Genomic DNA, 16,721 nt, shown 5'->3' with positions numbered 1-16,721 from the left:
AGGACAGTGGCTTTTGTCCCTGAGGCCTTCGCTCTCTGCTGGCCATGCTATCGATCTTCGCAACGCCCCATCAGAGGCTCGTTGGGTCCAATTGACGCCAGGTAATGAGGTGCAGCAGCGACTAGTTGCTGCGCGTACAAACGCACCCGGCAACGAAGGGACGGTGTTGGTTATCGGTGACTCCATGAATGTCCAAGGCCGGCATCAACTAGCCAGCCAAACACCAGGAGCAATAGCGGTCGAGGCAGTGGATCTTCGCGATCTGGTCAACTTCGCTAGGCGATTCGACCTACAGGCCTCCGACGCACTGCAAAACCTGGCCGAGTTTGCTTCGTCCATGATGACGGGCGTTGGGTCCAGCAACCTTGCCACACGCGTCGGCTCCCTGCGCTCCGGACGCGCGCGAACACCGCCCACACCGATTGAATGGTGTGCTGTCACGTTTGACACAGAGCGAACCATGCATCGCGCCCTTCAGTTGGTGAATGCATTGACTGACCACGCTGGCACGCGCGTGTATCGTCCTGAAATTCTTTATTGCTGTCGGTCCGCCATGCAGGCCGTCATCAACGGCGGGCAAGACTTCCTCTCTGCCGCCCTTCGGGCCCGTGAGCGCAACCGCCACGTTGGACACCCACTCCCACGCCGATCCGTCGGAAGCACGCTGCTCTTGAAGGGGCTTGAAGCAGATATTGCGGTGGTTCTTCAGCCCGAGACAATGACGGCCCAGAACCTCTATGTCGCCTTTACACGGGGAGCCAAAGGGCTGGTTGTCTGTTCGCAGACTCCTGTCTTGAGTGCGGCACGATAGTGCCCGCGACATGCGCGTCTCCGCTCTCCGAGCAAGAAACAGCATGAGCGAAGCGTCGCGATGCTGAGACCAGCTGGCTGGAGATGTCCGCTCTGGGTCGATCCCCACCGGTCAGCCGCTTGGCGGTCGTGGTCAGATCGCCGGGCGACTACGGACAACTTTATTGGCGATCTTGGCCAGATGGCGAGCGGTTTGCAGGTCAGCATCTTGCTGATGCTTGTAAGCTAGTTGTTGAGCCCCTATCGGTTCATTGAACACGATTCGTCGACGCTGCCACGATATCCCGCGACCTCGCGAGACGGCGCAATGCCTAGTCGGCCTTCTTAGGCCCAGCATGTATAGCGACACTCAGCACCATTTCCTGGATTGCCGCTACGAGGTTCACAACGGCAGGCTCGCTACCTGGTGTGTTGGCAACCAGTTCATCCAGCAAGCTCCCGACGCGCGTTGGCGGCAGATTTCCCGTGGTCAGTGGGATTCGCAGGTATGTGCATACTTTTTGCACATTTGTTGACACTGTGACCATTTGACCGCGCTCCAATTTCGAGAGCTGCCCGGCGTCTACGCCGGTTTGCGTCGCGACGTGAACCAGGGTATATCCCTTAATTTTTCGAGCCGAGCGCATTCGTGCGCCAAGTCGCGCTGCGTCGTCTGGAGTCTTGAATCGCTCAGCCATATGTGCTAATTATTTGCATATTATTTGCAAGCTGGCTAGTTATGGCGGTCTACATTGATTCGGAAGCTATTCGCTGGAGGGGCCGCGAGTGGTGCCACATGGTCGCCGACACTTTGGAGGAGCTCCATGACTTCGCGGCCCGCCTCGGTTTGCAGCGACACTGGTTCCAGGATCGCGGTCGCTACCCCCACTACGATGTCACCTCGGCCGCACGTTTAAGGGCGTTGCGCATGGGGGCGATTGACGCTGACCGCGCGACTTTGATTGCCTGCTGTAAGCGGGTTCGATTCATACTGAGCCATCGCACTGAGGGCGTGTTGCCGTAGAACCCATCCTCACAAAGGACTGCAGATGACACCTGCGCTGCCCCAGCCCCAGCCGCTCTCGCTGCCCGAGTACTTGTTGAAGGCACGGCGAACCAACCGGTTCGAGAACAATCCGGAGGAGTTCGACAACCTTCGCTTCGGCTACTTTGGAGAAACCGGCGGGCTGCTGGCGGCGGTCAAGAAGTCCGGCCGGGACCAACTCACTGAACCGCAAAGCGCCTTGGCGGCCGAGGAACTCGGCGACGCCCTGTGGTACCTGGTCAGCACCGCCCATCTGCTCGGAGTTTCTGCTGACGACCTGGGCGAACACTGCCTTCGGCGGCTTCGGCAACGCTTCGGTGACAGCGATCGTCCCGCGGTGTTACCAGTAAGCTTCCGGCAGATTGATGCGCTGCTCGATACCTATAAGGAAGGCTGGGGCCTGGACCGGATCCAGCAATTGGGAGCCCTAGCCCACTCGGCTGGAAACCTAGCCAGCATCACTATCACCAAATTCGAGGCAATGAGCCCTCCCGCGTTGCGCGAGCACTTTGGAATTCTGTTCGCGGAATGGGCTATTACTTGCGGGTGTTTCCATCTGCGCACGGAAGACATTGCACGTAGCAACCTAGAAAAGATCTCCAGCCGTTGGCCGGGCGACGAAAAAGTGTATCCGGCCTTATTTGATTCAGACGAGCGCTTCCCGGAGTACGAGCAGTTCCCCCGCACGTTCGACATTGAGTTCATTGAACGCGACGGCTATGTCGTGCAGAGCCTCAGAGGCGTGTTTATCGGTGATCGGCTGACGGACAACAGCAATGAGGAGGACCACTACCGATACCACGACGTCTTCCACCTCGCCTACATTGCCTACCTTGGATGGTCGCCCGTCATCAGGGGTCTGCTGAAGCGCAAGCGGAAGTCAGACCCACGTATTGATGAGAACGAGGATGGCGCTCGGGCTATGATCATCGAGGAAGGCATTGCGACTTGGATCTTCAATCACGCCCGGCGCTTTGGCTTGTATGAGAACGTCGAGGTCGGCAAGCTGGACTACAGCCTGCTTAAGCAGATCCAGAACATGGTCGAAGGCTATGAGGTCGCGAGTTGCAAGCTCTGGCAATGGGAACTGGCGATCCTCAAGGGCTTCGAGGTGTTTCGTCTGCTGCGACAGCATCGTGGTGGAATAGTCACCGTTGACATGCACCAACATGCACTAACCTTCCGCCCGCACCCGGCTGACCCATGACCCCCGCTGCTTTCGTAAAGGCATTGGCTGCATTCAGCCTAGACAACGTCTTCAATCCTTACGCCGACGTGTGCGCCGTGCATGATCGCGCCGATGCAGCTGAATCGCGTCGGCGAAATCTGCGCACGTACCTGACAGCATCCGCCGACATCGGCGTGGACACAATCTGGATGGGACGGGACCTCGGCTATCGGGGCGGGCGGCGCACGGGACTAGCGCTGACCGATGAATATCACTTGCCGGAACTTGCGAAGCGGTACCCGGGGTGCCAATCACGCCAGGCCACACGCGGGCCCGCGGTTGCGGAGCGCACCGCCGCGGAGATCTGGGCTGTGCTTAGAGTGATCGACACGCCACCGCTGCTGTGGAATGTCTTTCCCTTCCATCCGCATGAGCCCGACAACCCCTTCAGCAATCGGCGCTTCACTGCGCGAGAGCTGGACCAAGTTGATGAGCTTAATAGTGCGCTCATTGCCTGGCTGAAGATCCGTCAGATCGTTGCGATCGGACAGGACGCTGCGCAGTACGCGCAGCGGTTCGGCGTCAACGTGATCACCATCAGGCACCCGAGCTATGGCGGCGTCAGAGAGTTCAGGGAAGGGATGCAGAAGCTGTACCAGCTCCCCGACAACGCCCTGAGACGGGCAACGCAAGCCGCGCTCATCTAGACCGTCGTGGGCGGCAGGCGTGTGAGTAGCGCGTTGGTGGCCGCCACGCCGCCGAATGCCTCCACGTCCAGATGCGCCAAGGTACTAACACAGGTCAGCACGCCAGGTGAGTGTCCGGACTCGATTGCCACGAACGCCTGCAACTGGCTTAGGCCGATCAGATTTCCCAGCGCCCGACGCCCGTAGTGGTGGGACCGATACACGGCAGTGAGGTCGACTGCCTTGCGTGTGCGGTCGAGCTTGAAGCTGAGATGGCTTAGGCAAGGAATATTGGTCGCTTTCCCACCATCGCTGGCAGGCGCGTAAATCGGCAGCTCTCCGCCGACCTCGTTGTCCAGCACATCAGTCACTTCATGCAGGCCCAGTTCGTAGGCCGACTGGTATTTGGTCCCCTCCCCAGTCTTTTGAAGCTTGGTGACAATGACCTCGAGCGGATTGATCGCCTCTCCGGTCCGCGGGTGGGTCCGCTCCATCATGCGCATCGCGTACGTCCCCCAAGTCCCCGGCTTCTTTCCCTTTTTCATAGCTGTGAGGAATTGCGCGTAGAAGTTGGGGCGCCCGTGGCGCAGGTACATCCGTTGCGGAAAGATCGTCGCAGCAATGGTGTACACACCAATCCCGTCATCTGTCTTGCGAAGCTCTGTGTCGACGGCATTGATGGCCGCGACATCGCCATCAGAGAGCATGGTCGGCGAGGCGATCTCGAGAACGAAATTCCTGTCGCTTCGTGCAGGCATCGTGGCCAAGGAGCGCGCTGCGCTCAGCCATACAGGAACAATCCGCTCCGAACAGAACAGCTTTGCCATATGTCAGGCTCCAAAAGCACAGAGTGCAAGCTCGCGTACGTAAGTGGCAGATACCCAGGCAACCCCATCCTGGCCCCAGCCACGCCCCCAACTGTTACGAATCAGAAAATGTACTTCTCCGTCTTCCCAGCCAAAGCCCACGACGGCAACTGCATGGAGGACCGCTGGCACCAAGGGCGCAGCTTCGAACGTGACCAAACCATCGATGGGCCTGTAGAAGCTTTCGGTAAGCCGTAAACCGATCCCTACCGGCCGACCCTGACGCAGCATCGCGCATATGAATTCGGTATCCAACGGCAGCATAGCGACGTCTCCGCCGTGCAGTTCGAAGGTGGTTGGTGGGGCAGGCACCGGAGCGCCCGGCTCTACGGCCCGGTAGGGAAAATCCGACTCTACCGGCTGTCCCTTGGATGACGCGCGTAACGCGGCATCCAAGGGTACGCCGGCGCCCGGCACCCACGATGGAGTAAGGCAGGCTGCGCCCTGATACGCGTACTCCGGACTGAGCGCTTCAACACCTGTCGCGGCATCGAAATTCACTTCAGCCAAGGCGAAGGCAATGCAGGTCGGCCGAAGCCCTTGATCGCGCGAGGGGAACTTGGCTTGCGCAAGAATGACTTCTTCCTTGATCGTCACGCGGCCGAACTCTCCCCGAGCAACTGCTGTTTGGCGATGCTTGTCAGTCCAGGGGAAACGCCCTCAAACAAGGTTTTGGCCTCAAAGGTGCTCGCCGGCTTTTCCTTCGCCCATGGACGCACCTCTTCCATTGCAAGCACGGCAGGGCTGTCGGTGGCTCCGACCATTTCATGCGAGAGCAAGAACTCAGCAGTAGTGAAGCCACCAAACACTGTATCGGTCGGTATTGCTTCCTTGCTTGGTGCAAGAGTCGGCCGGATCTCGAATCCTTCCGACGCCAGTTCGTCCAACGACCAGAGGTAACCCGCACTCGCGTGGCTTTTAAGACGCAAGACCATCCGGTCCTCCGCGCGAGGTTCCAAAACGCTGTCGCGATCACGCTCATCCAGCAGCCAGACCTCCTTGCGCGCATCGAATGCCTGGCCGGCAAGCAGTTCTTCCTTGATGGCCAGCGGCTGGACCTTGAGAAGCCGTTTCACCTCGGTAGGCGCCATCAGTTTGTGGCGGGCCAATGACCAGGCCGCCGCCGTATAGCTGATGCCAAGCCGGAGCGACAGCTGATAGAGGAGCCGCGGGTCGGCTAGAGACTGCATCGTCCAACCTTTGCGGCGCATCACATACGCCAGCAGTGCCCGAGGGACCATAAGCTGGTAAGCGAACCAGTCCGCTTCCTGTTCATGGCGAGCCGCCTGGGGCCCATAGTCCAGTGAATCGTCCGCGGTGGTGCCATGCCCCATGAAGTAGTGGCCCAACTCGTGGGCGCAGGTCATGTGGATCAGCCCAGCGGACCGTTCGGAGTTGATCAGTATTCCGGATACATCGTCCCGGATGAACGCGCCCAGCAGTTTGTCCAGCGGACGCAGCAGGACCGGAATGCGCTCCTTACCGGCAACAAGGAATGGGTCGACACGCGTGTAGCCGCCTTGCTCGACGCGCTCCTTGACTCCCGAATCGCGATACACCTCGGACGCGCGACGTGCAGCAGCCATGATCTGAGGGAGCATTCCTTACTCCTTTCGCGTCGCCTTAGGCGAGTGCTTTAGGAACTCGGCGAACCGGGCCACTTCGTCGAGGTCGCGCTCTGACAATCCCTTGATGGCGCGTGCCAGGAACGCCAGTTGTTCGGGTCCTTTCGGGGCCGGCTCCTTCCCCGTCAATAAGTACTCCATCGTCCGTCGATAGAGACGGGCCAGGATGCTGAGCTCGGTGGACTCGACCTTGCGGGCGCCTGATTCAATCTTGGTGACGGCAGGACGGGAAATTCCTAAAGCCCCGGCGACGTCTTCCTGAGTCAGGCCGACGTACTCCCGCGCCAATCGCAGTCGTTCGGCCATCTCTGCCCGCTGATCGCCCTTCTCCGAACTAGTCATGGGGATGCTCTGCAAGGTAGTCGAGAACCTGGCCGGTCAGCAGTTCGACAAACTGCTCTTTCGACTCGTATCCGCCCTTTTGGATCACGACCTCTGCCGGGATGTTCCGACCCAGCAGCGTGTCGACCTGCAGCAGTACCTCCACCGCCGTCAGGGAGTCCAGCGGCGCGCCCAACAGACCCGAGGTGTCCTGCGGGTCTTCACCAAGTTCAATCGCCATCTCGTCCCAGAACTGGCCCAGAACCGCCTCAATCTCCGCTTTCCTGTCGTCCATCACGCCCCCGCAGAAAATCGCACGTTTATGTTCTAAAAACGTACCACGCCGCGAGAACGAAAGGAACCCTGGAGCTGAACGCTCCGACAGACGGCCCAGCCTGAGGCCAAGAAAATAATTACTCCTGCCAAAGCATTGTTTTTAATAAGAAAAATCGCTTATAACAGTTAGCAAGCACCCGGAAGGAATGAATCCCTGCCCTTGCGGCTGGGCCGGCGACTCCAGCGGCCGCTGTCATTGCGCCACCGACGCCATTCGCCGTTACCGCGCGCGCATCTCCGGCCCGTTGCTGGACCGCATCGATCTGCACATCGACGTGCCGCGTCTGCCGCCGCAGGCCTTGCGTCCGGATCAACCCGGCGGCGAAAGCTCGGCCGACATCCGCGCGCGGGTGACGCTTGCGCGCGAGCGCCAGTTCGCGCGCAGCGGCAAGACCAACGCGCAACTCGATCAGGCCGGCACCGCGGCGATCTGCCGGCTCAGCGAGCGCGATCAAGGCCTGCTCGAACGCGCCGTGGACGCCCTGCAACTGTCGGCGCGCTCGATGCACCGGATCCAGCGCGTCGCCCGCACCATCGCCGATCTGGCCGGCAGCGAGGCGATCACGACGGCGCATCTGACCGAGGCGATCGGTTATCGGCGCAATGATGCCGCTACGAGCGGCGCGCGATAAACGCGGATCCTAGGCCCGCAATCACGGGTCCGCAGTCGTAGAATCGCCGCATCCATGGAGAGGACTGCATGTTTTCGACCAGAACGTTATCGACCGCCGCTGCACTGGTCGCGTTGCTGTCGGCTTGCGCCGGTGGCCCGCCGGCCCTGCCGCCCGCGGCCAGAGATCCGCAATGGGTGGATACCGAGCCGGCCGACTTTCCCTGGGCTTCGGCAGAGAACGTCGCCGGGGCCCGCTATGCGCGGGTCGGAGACAACGAACTGACCCGAGCGATGGAGCGTTTGCGCGCCGCACCCATCGTCGCGCTGTCGAAGCAGCAACTCGACGCCGACTTTCCCGCGACCGCCGCGATCCTGGCCGACAGCGAGCGATACCACCTGGTGAGAGGTTTTTCGGATCCGACCGGAGTGGCGTACTCGCTGCGCTATGCCGATGGGCGACTGAGCCTCTATCACACAGAAATGGGCCCTTGCGCCACGCTGGTCCGATCCGCCTTCATCGTCGCCATCGACGGCCCCGTGCGCGAGATCTATGGCGGCTGTTCCGGGGCCATGTAGACGCACAGGCCGTCGCGGTTCGGATCGCGACGGCGCGGCGGCCCCGTTTCCAGCCGCCAACGCCCGCCGCCCGAGGCGTATAGTCTGCCCGCACAAGCGGCGACCACGGCGGCCCCCGCTGGCCGGCCATGGCCATGTCGCATCCATCGAACCGGCGCGCATGTCCGAATTCAACATCCACACCTTGCTCCAGACGCCGACTGTCACCGTTCGCGACGTCTACTGTCCCGGCCTGTGCCGGCACATGAGCGAGGAAGAGCGCGCCGACGACACCCAACTGGTGTTTCCGTATCGCGGCGTCTACGTGCGCCATGTCGGCGACAACCTGACCGTGGCCGAGGCCAGCCAGGTGTTGTTTTTCAACGCTGGCGAGATCTACCGCATCAGTCACCCGATCGAAGGCGGAGACGCCAGCCTGGCGTTGACCGTGGAAGAATCGATGCTGCGCGAGCTCGCGCCCAAGGAACTGCTGCAAGACGGCCAGGCGGTGCGGTTCAAGCCGCCGCGCCTGCGCATCGATCCGCGCGCGCAGGCGCTGGTGATGCTGCTGCGTCACAGCCTGCGCGAAAACGTCGCCGAAGGGTTGGAAGGCGAAAGCCTGGCGCTGACCCTGGTGCAGCGCGCGCTCGGCCCGCGCACCACGCACGCGGCCGGTTCCAGCGTCGGCCAGCAGCGGTTGGTGGAACGCACCAAGCTGGTCCTGGCCAGCAATCTGTCGCGGCGCTGGGCGCTGGCCGAGATCGCCGGCGAAGTCGGCGTATCGCCGGTCTATCTCACCCAGGTGTTCCAGCGCGTCGAAGGTTTGCCGTTGTATCGCTACCAACTGCGCTTGCGGTTGGCGCGGGCGTTGGATTTGCTCGGCGAGTACGAGGACCTGAGCGCGCTCAGCCAGGACCTGGGGTTTTCCAGCCACAGCCACTTCAGCGCGGCGTTCCAGCAGACTTACGGCCGCTCGCCCACCGAGTTCCGCCAGTCCGCCCTGCATCGCTGAACGCGGGCCCGACCGGCCAAAAGGCGATCGCTAAATTTTCTGACAGCGCCCCCGACCCGGCGATGGCCTACTGAGTTCGCCCAATCACGGGCGTCAGCAGAGAAACCATCATGGCCGAGAAGACTTGCGCAGCTTGCGACTGCCCTTTGGACGAAAACTCTTTCCAGATCAAGATCGGCGGCAAGGCCGTGGAAGTGTGTTGCGATGAATGCGCGCTCAAGCTCAAGGAGGCGTATGCCTCCGCGACCGCATCGGACCAGGGCTGAGACCATGGACGGCAGCGGCTATCAAAACGACGCTCCGCCCTTCGCCCACGGCAGCGTGCTAACCCCTTCCGGGCGCATCGCCTACCGCGAACGCGGCGAAGGCCCGGTCGCCCTGTTCGTGCACGGAGTGCTGTTGAACGGGCATTTGTGGCGGCATCAGCTGCGCCATCTGTCCGATATCCGCCGCTGCATCGCCGTGGACCTGCTCGCTCACGGCGACAGCGAGATCGCCGCGGACCAGGACGTCTCGGTCACCGCCAACGCGCACATGCTCGCGCAGTTTCTCGACGCGATGGGCATCGATCGGGTCGATCTGATCGGCAACGACAGCGGCGGCGGCATCGCGCAGATCTTCGCCGCTCTGTATCCGCAGCGTGTGCGCAGCTTCGCGCTGAGCAATTGCGACACTCACGACAACTGGCCGCCGGAGGCGTTCAAGCCGTTCCTGGCGACGGCCGCGGCCGGCGGTCTGCGCGATGTGCTGCAAGCGATGCTGGCCGACAAGAACGTCTACCGTTCGCCGCAGGCGCTGGGGCTGGCCTACGAGGATCCGGAGCAGGTCAGCGATCAGGACATCGATACGTACCTGACCCCGTTGTTGCGCAGCGAACAGCGGCTGCTGGATTTCCAGCGCTTCCTCGCCGCATTCGATGCCTCGCACACCTTGCGCATCGAACCGCAGTTGCGCGCGCTGGCGGCGCCGACCCTGATCGCCTGGGGCACCGACGACGTGTTCTTCGACGTGAAGTGGTCGCATTGGCTGGCCGAGGCGATCGCCGGCACGCGCAAGCGCGTCGAGTTGGAAGGCGCGCGGATCTTCTTCCCGGAAGAGCGCTGGAGCGAGTTCAACGAGTTGCTGCGCGAGCACTGGCTGGCCAGCGCCTGACCGCGCCACCTCGCCGCTGGCCGTCCCGCGTCCGCGGCGACGGGAGCGGCGGCGCGAGCCGGAACGTTTCGCGACCCGGTCCGCGCAAGTAATCCCGACTCTTTGAAGCAGCAAGGCGGCGCACTCGCGTCGTCGTGGCGGACGGCTGCGCGCGTTTTCGACATTTGCGGGAACCGTAGACACTTCCTGCAATGGAGCGGCGGCCTGCTCGCCGGCGGCGGCGTGCAGGCCAGCTTCGGACACGGGCACGAAGCCGTGTCCGATGAGCCCGCCGACGGACGGAGCGCGGCGCAGTTCCACGCGTGCCGGCGCTATGCGGCGACGACGTTCGGACGCATCGCCTATGTCGAGCGCGGCGCCGGACCGGCGACGCTGCTGCTGCACGGATTTCCGCTCAACGGGTTTCAGTGGCGCGGCGCCTTGCCGCGACTGGCGCCGTATCGCCGCTGCATCGCTCCGAAGCTGGCTGCGGATGGCCTGCGCCGCCAGCGGCACCGAACATCGCGGCGATTTCAGCGTGGTCGTTGGCTCAGCAACTGCAGGGATTCGCGCGCCAGCGTCAAGGTCAACTCGCGCGCGGACAATGCATGCGCACGGCGCGCCTGCCCCGACCACAGCGACATGAAGCCGTCCGAACCGGCCGCCTCGGCTTTCGCCCGCAGCGGCGCCAGCGCGCCGCCGGCCAGCGGAAACGCCGGCGCCAAGTCGGACATCGGCCCGACTTCGCGCATCAACCGATTGACGATGCCGCGCGCGGGACGGCCGGTGAACACGTTGGTCATGGCGGTGTCGTCGCCCTCGCCGGCGTGCAAGGCCTGCCGGTGCAGCGGCGACAACTTGGCTTCCGGGCAGAACAGATACGCGGTGCCGATCTGCGCGGCCGCCGCGCCCAGGGCGAACGCCGCCACGATTCCGCGCGCATCGAAGATGCCGCCGGCGGCGATCACCGGAACCCGCACCGCATCGACCACCCGCGGCAGCAGCGCGAACAGGCCGGCCTGGGTGGTGATGTCCTCGCGCAGAAACACGCCGCGATGGCCGCCGGCTTCCGCGCCCTGCGCGATGATCGCGTCGCAACCGCGCTGTTCCAGCCAGCGCGCTTCATCGACCGTCGTCGCCGACGAAACGATGCGCGCGCCGCTGGCGCGCACGCGCTCGAGCAGCCGCGGTTCGGGCAGGCCGAAGTGAAAGCTCGCCACCTGGGGCCGCAGTTCTTCGAGCAGTTCGCACCACGGCTCGTCGAACGGCGCGCGCGCGCTCGGCGCGACCGGCATCGCCGGGTCGAGGCCGTACTCGCGGTAATACCCGGCCAGGCGTTCGCGCCAGGCCGCTTCGCGCGCCGGATCGGCCGCGCGCGGCTGGTGGCAGAAGAAATTCAGATTCAGCGGCGCATCGGTGACGGCGCGGATCGACGCACATTGCTCGCGTACCTGCTGCGGGCTCAGCATCGCGCATGGCAGCGAACCCAGGGCGCCGGCCTGGGCCGCGCCGATCACCATCTCGGCCTGGGTAGGTCCGGCCATCGGCGCTTGCACGATGGGCAGGTCGATTCCGAACAGCGTCTGGATACGGTTATCGGGCCACATGGCGTTGTCGGCGTCCATCGGGAGGATGAGGGCAGGATGACATCAGCGCGCCGGCGGCGTCTTGATGGGGGTTGGCATGCTGTGTTGCGGGTGGGGTTGAACGAGGTGTTGTCGGGGTCTTTGCGTGGCGGGAGCGATGAGCATATTTCGAAGCGATCTGGAAAAAGCGGGCTACGCTTTACTTTGGCGGAGCCGAACATCCAGTGCCTTTCGTGCGAGAACGTTTGAAGTCGCTGGATGTTCGGCTCCGTCGAAGTAAAGCGGAGCCCGCGTTCGCGGGAATGACGAGCAAAAACGCAGAGGCCCGAAGCCCGAAGCCCGAAGCCCGAAGCGGAGAGTCGCTTGGTTTTTGGCGCGGTTGGTACTGCCTTGTCTTAATCTTGCTCGGGCGTTTTTTTCCAGACCTCTTCGGTTGGGTCGAACTCGCTGATCCGCATGCGCTCGCTGCGCCAACCGAAGCCGCAGATCGCCAGGGGGCCTTCGACCAGCGGGTCAAAGCCGAAGGCCTGCTCGATATCGACCTCGTTGATCGCCGAGGTCACGAACGCGCCCAGACCCTGCTCGGTCGCGCTCAGATACAAGGTCTGCGACAGATGGCCGACGTCCAGCACCAGCGCGCGATAGGCCTTGGCGTGGTCGCGATACTTCCAGAAGCTGCGCGCGTAGCGCGGCGCCAGCACCGCCAGCACCGGCGCGTCGGCGAACCAGTGCTGGCCGGCCAAGGCGCACAAAGCGAATTCGGCCAAGGGCTGCGCCGGCGGCGGCATCGGCTCCAGCGCGTGTTCGGTGGGATGGTAGTGATACAGCCCCGGCGCGACGCCTTCGACGTTGCGCACGATCAGATACGCCTCGGTCGCATGCAGGCCGCCGCCGGATGGGGTGTGTTTCTTCAGAAACACGGTGTCGTCCTCGATCCGCACCTGCGCCTGCGCGGCGAACACCCGCTGCAGCATTCGCGCGAACACCGGCTGCGACAACGCGCGCGCGGCGTCGAAGTTGCGGCAGGTGGCGCGGCGGGCGAGCAGGCGATCGAACTCGTTGTCGTCCACGCGCGGCAAGCGCTGCCGCGATTCCGGGGCGGCGCGTTCGATCACATGCGCCGGCGGCGCGCCGAGCTTGCGACGGATTTCGACGGCGGTGCTCATCTGCCCAGTCTCCATCGCCGCCGCGCTGTCCAGGCCGTGCCAGCGCCCCAGCCGGTGCGCGATCGCCGCCGGCGGCCACCAGTACGCAGCGCGCACGGCCTCGTCGCGTTCGCGATGCGCGGCATGGGCCGGGCCGTCCTGCGCGATCAGCAGCCCCAGCGCCAGCAATCGATCGACCGTCTCCGCGTCGGCCAGTTCGTCGCACTCGCACCAGGCCACCGGACTGAGCCGGCCGAGGCACTCGCGCTGCGCTGCGTCGACTTCGACCTCGCCGTCCAGATGCGCGGCCAGGGCCAGCCAACGTCGCGTCCGGCGCAGGCCGGCGCCGCCGCCGAGCAACGAGTCCAGATCGAAGGCGACCTCTTCGCGCGGTTCCAGAAACACGATCGCGCAACGACGGATTCGCATTCAGCTTTTCCTTGCCGGCCGCTCGGCCGACGGTGGACACACGGAACGCGCATCGCGCGGGCCGAAACGGCGTTCAGAATAACGCGGCGACCGCCGTCGCGATGGGCGGACAGGCACATGAACAACGAAGAATGTGCCGAGACAACACGATCTAAATTCGACGCTGAGCGCGAAAAGGGCCTCCACAGATCATCCGTCGTCACCGATTTGACCTGTTCCGCGTGGTTGTCTCGTTAACCCCTCAGGGTTAGATTCGACGCTCGTCACGCCCCGAGTGGGCATTGCACAGGGGAATGGAACCAAACATGGCAAATTCATCAGGTCACCCGGGGCTCGACCCGGCCGTCGTGGACAAGTTGCTCGAGCTGCTCAGCAGCGACGATCAATTCCGCGATTCCTTCCACAAGAATCCCGGCGCGGCGCTCGCCGAGCTTGGATACAAGGCGCCCGCTCCGGGCGCGCAGGGCAAGACCGCTGCGCCCGCCGGCGACGCCACCACGTCCTTCGCCTGCATGGAGACGCAGAAGATCGCGTCCAAGGAGGAGATCCAGGCCGCGCGCGAGGAGTTGCAGCGCCTGCTCACCGCCGCCGGCAATCACAACAATCCGCATGCCTTCGAAGCCGGCCGGGTCGGCGACTTCCTGAAGAGCGTCTCGGGCGACGGAAACCCGACGGCCTGAAACCCCATTGAGCGCTTCTGACGAAGCCTGGTGGCAAGAGTTTTGATGAATTCACTCACCCCGCCAGCGGGGTGAGTGGATGCTGAGCGCGAGCCATTGGCTCACAAGCGCGGCCTCTCCTCCCCGCCCCGAAAGACGTCACCTTAGGCGGCCAGCGGAGAGGAAAATGATCGGGTTTGTCAGCGACTGTTAGCGACGACTTGGCCGCCCCGGCTCATCGCGCCGGCCGCCAGGTTCGTATCGGCGACGTTGACCGTCTGCAGCGCCAGATCGCCGGCGGCTTCCATATACGCCCGGCCGCGATGACCGGCGATCCATTTCGATTCCAACGCGGCCTGTTCGTCCTGGCCGGCGGCGAGCAGCGCGTCGCGCAGCGCCACCCGGACCTGGAACAGTTCGCGCCCGTCCGCCAGCAGCGGACGCAGCATCTTCACCGCGGCCTCGGGCTGGCCCTGCAGGCGCAGTTGGCCGGCGCGCACCACCTGCAGCAGTTGCCTGGCCATCGGGTCGTCGATGTCCGCCGACACCTTTTCCAGCTCAGGCAGCCAGCGCGCGGCGATCGCGCTGAGGCCCTCGCGCTGGGTCATGTAGGCGGCGGCCAGCGCGTGGAACAACTGAATGTTGCGGTCGCGGTTGCTGACGTCGCGCGCGCCTTCCAGCGAGGAACGCAGCACCGCTTCGAAGCGCGCCGCGTCTACCGAACGCGGCTTTTGCAACGACAGCACCGACAGCCGGATCAGCTCGAATTCGTCCGCGAGCAAGGGCGTGGCCTTGCGCGCCGCCTCGGCGGCGCGATCGGCGACCTCGCGGGCGCGATCCCACTGGCCCTGATCGACCGGCACCGAAATGCGCTCGAACTCGTTGGTGACGTCGGCCTTGAGCAAGGTGCCGGTAGGCAACTGGCTCAGCAGCGTATCGGCCTCCTTGAACCGCTTCATCACCGCCAGCGCGGCGGCGTGGCGACGATTGGGGCCGTAGCGCTCGATCTTCGCGGCCTGCTCGAAACTGCGCAGCGCCGACGCGTACTGTTCCTGCGCCAGCTGCACCCGCGCGCTGAGCTCTACCGCGTTGCCGCGAAACGCGTTCTGCGGCACCGAGGCGGCCTTGGCGAAGCGCAGCGCCTCGCCGAAATCGTTGACCAGGAACGAGGCCCACGCATAGTTGTAGTGGCCGCCGTAGTAATCCGGGTACAAGGTCGCGAGCAGTTTCCATTTCGCCGGCGCCTGCGCGCTCGGATGCGGGCCGAATTCGGCGACCCAGCCGTCCAGATACAGCCCGTCGCGCGGCGGCAGGTGATCGCGCAGCGACACCGCCTTGTCCAGGAACGGCCGGCCCATGCGGCTGTCGACCGCGCCGGTGTGCACGCGCAATGCGCCCAGATAGGCCAGGGCGAACTTCGGATCGATGTCGATCGCGCGTTGGAAATATTGCAACGCCTCGGGGTATTGGCGGCTGGCGTAGGCCTTCAGGCCCAGCGCATAGGCGCGCAGCGCGTCGAGATTGGAAGTGGCGACCTTCGGCAGCGGTTCGGAATCGCGTTCGATCGACTTCATCGCCTCGCCGAGCTTTTCGCGCAGCGCGGCGGTCACGGTGTCGATCGAGCCGAGGGTGGAATTCGCGCCGGTGCCGTCGGCGGATTCGGCGTAGACGGTGGTCTGGGTGTGCGGGTCGATGACTTCCGCGCTGACCCGCACGCGGCCGCCGACTTCGGCCACGGTCGGCAGGATCACCGCGCGCGCGCCGTCGCGCAGGGCGATCTCCGAGGCCACCGCGCGATCGAGCACGGTGTCGGGTTTGCGCTGCATGCGCTCGAGGGTGTCGCGCGCTTTCAGGTCCGACAGCACGTTGACGTAACGCGACTGCTCCAGGCTGATGCGAAAGGCCTGTTCCAGCGAATCGTCGAGCACGCCCTGGCCGGTGAGGTTGCGCAGATCGCCGACCACCACCCAGTCGCGCTGGTTGAAGGCGATCGCCGGCTGCGGCCGGGTCGCGAACCACACGCCGGTGCCGATCATCGCCAGCACCGCGATCTCGGCGGCGAGCGCGGCCGGCCGCCGCCACAGCGGCACATCGCGCCAGGCCTTGGGGCCGTTGGGCGGCGCGCGCAGCGGGGCGATGCCGGGTTCGCCGACTTCATAGATTTCCTGCGGCTCGGGCACGCCCTTGAAGCGCCAGCGCCCGTGCGATTTCCACAGCAGTTGCTGGCCGCGTTCGCCCAGTTCGCGCGCGGCGCGATGCGCCAGCGGCTCGGCCACGGCGGACAGCAGGATCTGGCCGGGGCGCGCGGTCGCCATCAATCGGCCGGCCATCGGCTTGGCCAGGCCTTCGACTTCCACCGGCTTGGCGCCGACCTTCACCGCCTCGTCGCTGTTGCGCCAGGTCAGCACTTCGCCGACGTGCAGTCCGGCGCGCGCCTTGAGGTCGAGTTTGCGCGCCGTGCCCATCTCGCGCAGTCCGCGGGCGTAGTCCAGGGCGAAGCCGAGGCCGTCGATGGGCCGCTCGAACAACAGCAGCAGGCCGTCGGAGCGATCGATCAGGCGGCCGCGCCAGCGCTGCTGCAGGACCAGCACCAGACGGTCGTGTTCGCGGAACAGATCGGCCGCCGGCCCGTCGCCGAGGCGCTCGACCAGGGTAGTCGAGTCGCACAGGTCGGTCAGCAGCAGCGTTCGCAGCTGCGGACCTTCGGCATTGGGTCGGTGAGCGTCGTTCATCGCGGCATCCTTGTCGGCGTGGC

Annotated in this window: 17 protein-coding genes and 1 pseudogene; 10 read left to right on the top strand and 8 right to left on the bottom strand. The window is 64.4% G+C overall.

Going from position 1 to position 16,721, the window contains the following annotated elements; translation table 11 throughout:
• Nucleotides 1–184: 184 nt before the first annotated feature.
• From LG3211_RS25335 to LG3211_RS01855, 4 genes are all read left to right on the top strand, one after another.
• Complete coding sequence (locus tag LG3211_RS25335) at nt 185–811, top strand: ATP-binding domain-containing protein (protein ID WP_237049815.1); 627 nt, start codon at nt 185–187, stop codon at nt 809–811.
• A 717-nt stretch (nt 812–1,528) separates the two neighbouring features.
• Complete coding sequence (locus tag LG3211_RS27350; protein ID WP_057941355.1) at nt 1,529–1,813, top strand: DUF4031 domain-containing protein; 285 nt, start codon at nt 1,529–1,531, stop codon at nt 1,811–1,813.
• 25 nt (nt 1,814–1,838) lie between these two features.
• Nucleotides 1,839–3,041, top strand: a complete 1,203-nt coding sequence (locus LG3211_RS01860; RefSeq protein ID WP_057941354.1) for a nucleoside triphosphate pyrophosphohydrolase family protein — start codon at nt 1,839–1,841, stop codon at nt 3,039–3,041.
• Entirely contained in the window at nt 3,038–3,709 is a 672-nt protein-coding gene (locus LG3211_RS01855) for a uracil-DNA glycosylase (RefSeq protein ID WP_057941353.1), read from the top strand. The genes LG3211_RS01860 and LG3211_RS01855 overlap by 4 nt, the downstream gene beginning before the upstream one ends.
• Here the strand turns inward: LG3211_RS01855 and LG3211_RS01850 are convergent.
• The 5 genes from LG3211_RS01850 to LG3211_RS01835 are packed head-to-tail and all read right to left on the bottom strand — an operon-like array spanning nt 3,706 to nt 6,795.
• Nucleotides 3,706–4,515 (bottom strand): thymidylate synthase family protein, encoded by an 810-nt coding sequence (locus LG3211_RS01850; protein WP_057941352.1) that lies wholly within the window; start codon nt 4,513–4,515, stop codon nt 3,706–3,708. The two genes, LG3211_RS01855 and LG3211_RS01850, sit on opposite strands and share 4 nt — an antisense overlap.
• A gap of 3 nt (nt 4,516–4,518) precedes the next feature.
• Nucleotides 4,519–5,151, bottom strand: coding sequence for a C1 family peptidase (locus LG3211_RS24635; protein WP_083512245.1), 633 nt, complete (start codon nt 5,149–5,151; stop codon nt 4,519–4,521).
• Complete coding sequence (locus LG3211_RS01845; RefSeq protein WP_057941351.1) at nt 5,148–6,155, bottom strand: ImmA/IrrE family metallo-endopeptidase; 1,008 nt, start codon at nt 6,153–6,155, stop codon at nt 5,148–5,150. Before LG3211_RS01845 ends, LG3211_RS24635 begins: the two co-directional genes overlap by 4 nt.
• A gap of 3 nt (nt 6,156–6,158) precedes the next feature.
• Entirely contained in the window at nt 6,159–6,521 is a 363-nt protein-coding gene (locus tag LG3211_RS01840; protein ID WP_057941350.1) for a helix-turn-helix domain-containing protein, read from the bottom strand.
• A complete protein-coding gene (locus LG3211_RS01835; RefSeq protein WP_057941349.1) occupies nt 6,514–6,795 on the bottom strand; it encodes a hypothetical protein in 282 nt (93 codons plus the stop codon). Before LG3211_RS01835 ends, LG3211_RS01840 begins: the two co-directional genes overlap by 8 nt.
• Nucleotides 6,796–6,982: 187 nt before the next feature.
• Between LG3211_RS01835 and LG3211_RS01830 the strand changes: the two are divergent.
• From LG3211_RS01830 to LG3211_RS01815, 5 genes and pseudogenes are all read left to right on the top strand, one after another.
• Nucleotides 6,983–7,468: pseudogene (locus LG3211_RS01830) on the top strand (magnesium chelatase subunit ChlI family protein); the annotation flags it as partial.
• 68 nt (nt 7,469–7,536) lie between these two features.
• Nucleotides 7,537–8,025 carry a hypothetical protein gene (locus LG3211_RS01825; RefSeq protein ID WP_057941347.1) on the top strand — a complete coding sequence of 163 codons (489 nt, stop codon included), beginning with the start codon at nt 7,537–7,539 and terminating at the stop codon, nt 8,023–8,025.
• Nucleotides 8,026–8,185: 160 nt separating this feature from the next.
• A complete protein-coding gene (locus LG3211_RS01820) occupies nt 8,186–9,016 on the top strand; it encodes a helix-turn-helix transcriptional regulator (RefSeq protein ID WP_057941346.1) in 831 nt (276 codons plus the stop codon).
• A gap of 110 nt (nt 9,017–9,126) precedes the next feature.
• Nucleotides 9,127–9,282: a hypothetical protein gene (locus LG3211_RS26215; RefSeq protein ID WP_187313118.1), complete on the top strand. Its 156-nt coding sequence runs from the start codon at nt 9,127–9,129 to the stop codon at nt 9,280–9,282.
• Nucleotides 9,283–9,286: 4 nt separating this feature from the next.
• Nucleotides 9,287–10,168: an alpha/beta fold hydrolase gene (locus LG3211_RS01815; protein ID WP_057941345.1), complete on the top strand. Its 882-nt coding sequence runs from the start codon at nt 9,287–9,289 to the stop codon at nt 10,166–10,168.
• Between the two features lie 512 nt (nt 10,169–10,680).
• Here the strand turns inward: LG3211_RS01815 and LG3211_RS01810 are convergent.
• Both LG3211_RS01810 and LG3211_RS01805 read right to left on the bottom strand, forming a co-directional pair.
• A complete protein-coding gene (locus LG3211_RS01810; protein WP_057941344.1) occupies nt 10,681–11,772 on the bottom strand; it encodes an NAD(P)H-dependent flavin oxidoreductase in 1,092 nt (363 codons plus the stop codon).
• A 356-nt stretch (nt 11,773–12,128) separates the two neighbouring features.
• A complete protein-coding gene (locus LG3211_RS01805; RefSeq protein ID WP_057941343.1) occupies nt 12,129–13,307 on the bottom strand; it encodes a putative peptide maturation dehydrogenase in 1,179 nt (392 codons plus the stop codon).
• Nucleotides 13,308–13,612: 305 nt separating this feature from the next.
• On the opposite strand from LG3211_RS01805, the gene LG3211_RS01800 reads away from it, so the two are divergent.
• Nucleotides 13,613–13,987 (top strand): NHLP-related RiPP peptide, encoded by a 375-nt coding sequence (locus LG3211_RS01800; protein ID WP_057941342.1) that lies wholly within the window; start codon nt 13,613–13,615, stop codon nt 13,985–13,987.
• Between the two features lie 179 nt (nt 13,988–14,166).
• On the opposite strand, the gene LG3211_RS01795 is transcribed toward LG3211_RS01800, so the two are convergent.
• Entirely contained in the window at nt 14,167–16,698 is a 2,532-nt protein-coding gene (locus LG3211_RS01795; RefSeq protein ID WP_187313117.1) for a putative peptide modification system cyclase, read from the bottom strand.
• Nucleotides 16,699–16,721 lie beyond the last annotated feature (23 nt).

Source organism: Lysobacter gummosus (genome assembly GCF_001442805.1).
GTDB lineage: Bacteria > Pseudomonadota > Gammaproteobacteria > Xanthomonadales > Xanthomonadaceae > Lysobacter > Lysobacter gummosus.
This window is presented reverse-complemented; position numbering and strand designations above follow the sequence as displayed.